The sequence below is a fragment of the Moraxella oblonga NBRC 102422 genome (genome assembly GCF_001598275.1).
In the GTDB taxonomy this organism is placed as follows: domain Bacteria; phylum Pseudomonadota; class Gammaproteobacteria; order Pseudomonadales; family Moraxellaceae; genus Moraxella; species Moraxella oblonga.
The window spans coordinates 1-3,363 of the sequence record NZ_BCYQ01000077.1 but is presented as its reverse complement, the minus strand read 5'-3'; the positions used below and the strand labels follow the sequence as shown (position 1 = coordinate 3,363).

Sequence of the window (3,363 nt, the reverse complement as noted above, 5' to 3'; positions counted from 1 at the left end):
CGTTTGCTGTATGGGTGCGTATTATACGCTATTTTTGCCATGCGTCAAGCATTTTTTGCAAAAAAAATTAAAAATTTTTCAAAATTTTAAAAATTTAATAAAAAACAATTGGTTATGCAAAACACACCACCCCAAGCACCACTTCCTTATCCGCCCCTGTAACAGCAGGCAGATTGGCAGGTTTACCCAAAATCGTTTGGCGAGCCAGCCACGCAAATGCCAAACTCTCCACCCAAGTGGGGGCAATGCCGACCGTTTCGGTGGTATTGATTTGCCAAGCAGGTAAGTGGATTTTTAACCTTTCTAGTAAATAACCATTGTACGCCCCACCGCCACATACATACAACTGATTGATTTTATTTGAAAATTTATCAATTTCACGCCCTGCACTCAAAGCAGTAAATTCGCACAAAGTCGCCTGCACATCTTGGGGGTTTAATTTAAATTCTGTTAAAATATCATCAAGCCATTCTAAATTAAAGACTTCTCGCCCTGTGGATTTGGGGGCATTTTGCTTTAAAAAGGGGTGCGTTAAAAGTTTGGCTAATAGACTGGTATTGACCACACCGCCCCTTGCCCAGTCGCCATTTTTGTCATATGCCACGCCTTGATGTCGTTGTATCCAGCCGTCCATCAACAAATTAGCAACACCTGTGTCATAGCCGACCACTTCATCGCCCAAATTGGCATTTAGCACCGTGATGTTGGCAATCCCACCCAAATTTAAAACCACCACGCCCCCACCAAACACCGCCTTGTGAAAGGCAGGCACAAGCGGGGCTCCTTGTCCGCCCACCGCCATATCTTTTCTACGAAAGTCTGACACAACCGCAATGCCTGTCCGCTCTGCCAAAATATTGGGGTCAAAAAGTTGTAAACTAAATCGCCAGTTGGGGCGATGTCGCACCGTCTGACCGTGTACGCCAATGGCGATGACTTCATCTGGGGGTGTCTTGGCTTTTTCCAAAAGTTCAAGGGTCGCCTGTGCGGTCAGCTCACCATACAAACGGCTTGCCAAGCCAAAAAAATCAAGCTCACTAAACCCTGCAAAGTCGCCTTGTGCAAGCGTATTTGTGCCGTTTGGCGTGCAAAGATGGGTTAAAATTTGATGAAGTTCGTCAGGAAAGGGCTTGCTATGGGTGGCGATGAGTTCTACCTTTAACCCTTCCTCATCATTAAATTGACACAGCACCAAATCCAAAGCATCAAGGCTTGTGCCACTCATTATGCCAATATACAGTCCGTTTTGGCTGTTGTCAATTAACTGACTATCGTCATTCAAATTTTGTAAAAAATGTTCTAAATCAACCGCTTGTAAATTTTCCACCACATCAACCTTCGTATTTTTCGCCTAAAATTAGGGCAAATTTTATCATAAAATTTATCAAAAAAACTGTTATAATACCAAAAATTTACTCCTAAAAGGAAACTTGTAATGAGCTTTAAACCCATTGACGAACAATTAGAACTTTTATTGCGTGGCGTGGCTGAGATTTATTCCAAAGAGGATTTAATTGCCAAATTAAAACAAAACCGCCCCTTGCGTGTCAAGCTGGGTATGGACCCTACCGCCCCTGATTTGCATTTTGGGCATACCGTTGTTTTGAACAAACTTCGTCATTTTCAGGAGTTGGGGCACGAGGTGCTGTTTTTGATTGGTGATTATACCGCTCGTATTGGCGACCCCACAGGCAAAAACACCACTCGTCCGCCCCTATCCGAAGATGATGTTAAGCGTAATGCCCAAACCTATGCCGAGCAAGTCTTTAAAATCTTAGACCCTGCCAAAACCAAAATTGTCTTTAATTCACAGTGGTTTGGACAAATGAGTGCAGGCGATATGATTGGGCTTGCAAGCCAGCTCACGGTATCAAGAATGCTAGAACGAGATGACTTTTCTAAGCGTTATGAGAGCCAAACGCCGATTGCCATTCACGAGTTTTTGTATCCCTTAGTGCAAGGCTATGATTCTATTGCAATGGACGCCGATGTGGAGCTTGGCGGTACTGACCAGACCTTTAACCTACTAATGGGGCGGACTTTGCAGGGTCGTTATGACAAAGAGCCACAGGTGTGTATGACAATGCCGATTTTGGAAGGCTTGGACGGTGTACAAAAAATGAGCAAATCGCTTGGCAACTATATTGGCATTACCGACCCTGCGGGCGTGATGTATCAAAAGATTTTGTCAATGCCTGACACACTCATTTCACGCTATTTTGAGCTACTAAGTTTTAAGCCGATGAGTGAAATTAACGCCTTGCTTGACGAAATGGCAAACGGTCGCAACCCCCAAGAAATCAAAAAAATCCTAGCTTATGAGCTGATTGAACGCTTTCACGACAAACAAAGTGCTGAAAATGCCCATAAGTCAGCAGGCAACCGCTTGGCGGACGGTGAATTGCCCATTGATTTGCCAGAAGTTACCTTAACTATTGATAGCGATAAACTGTTTATCGCCCAATTATTAAATCAAGCAGGACTTACCAAAAACTCTGCACAAGCCAAAGACGCCCTAAAAAACGCTTCTGTTAAAGTAGATGGAGCGGTGGTCGGGGCAGATTTTGCCATTGAAAAAGGAGCTACGGTTGTGGTGCAGGTAGGAAAGAAGGGGTTTGCCAAAGTAATGATTGTGTGAAAATAAGGCGTAGGGAGTGTAATTTACTCCTTACGCCAATATTCAAAAAATTCATCATTTTTTCACAATTAATATATTAAAAGTGAGTTAAACTGTCTTAAATTTTATTTGGGGTAGTTTGTATGTCTGCTGACAAATTTTGGAATATTTTTCTTGTTGTAAGTACCGTCATTGGGTTTGGTATGAACATTTATGAAATTTTTGTTATCAGACGCAATTTTGCAACAATATTTCAACGCCGTAATGCAGAAAAATTATTTAAAATTAGTTATGTTTTGTTGTATGGTGCAGTTACTTATTTGATGTACATAAGTGCCAAAATTTATTCAACCAGATGTGTCTTGCCAAATGATTGTTCTGGTTCGGATGTGTTGGGTGAGGCAATATTTGCGATTTTTGTTTTATCAATTTTAGTTGGTTTTTTTTTATTGAGCTGGGTCTATTTCTTAATTATTCCTAGCACAAAATTTTTAAGGAGAAATAGTGATTTTGCTGATAAAACCATTCAAAGTTGGAAAAGATGGAAAATAGCAATTTTAATATTAACAATTGCAATGCCTATTTTGTTCTATCTTGGTTTTGTTTTTATTGTTGGTGAATTGACACCTGTTCCTACAACGCCAGAAGCATAAAATAATTTAGGGGTTGTACTAGTATAGCACAGTTGCCAATCTAGTTTAGCCCACAAACCAAAATACAAATTGGGGCGAATGGCAATTTGTTCC

3 protein-coding genes are annotated in these 3,363 nt (G+C 41.2%); 2 read left to right on the top strand and 1 reads right to left on the bottom strand.

Annotation, left to right across the window (positions count from 1 at the left end; all coding sequences use genetic code 11):
• Positions 1–112: 112 nt before the first annotated feature.
• The gene (locus MOB01S_RS11845; RefSeq protein ID WP_084349741.1) at positions 113–1,327 is read right to left on the bottom strand and encodes an anhydro-N-acetylmuramic acid kinase; all 1,215 of its coding nucleotides are present in this window, start codon (positions 1,325–1,327) and stop codon (positions 113–115) included.
• Positions 1,328–1,435: 108 nt separating this feature from the next.
• Here MOB01S_RS11845 and tyrS point away from each other — a divergent pair, with 108 nt between their 5' ends.
• A complete protein-coding gene (gene tyrS, locus MOB01S_RS11840; protein WP_066805769.1) occupies positions 1,436–2,638 on the top strand; it encodes a tyrosine--tRNA ligase in 1,203 nt (400 codons plus the stop codon).
• Positions 2,639–2,760: 122 nt separating this feature from the next.
• A complete protein-coding gene (locus MOB01S_RS11835; protein ID WP_066805767.1) occupies positions 2,761–3,270 on the top strand; it encodes a hypothetical protein in 510 nt (169 codons plus the stop codon).
• Positions 3,271–3,363 lie beyond the last annotated feature (93 nt).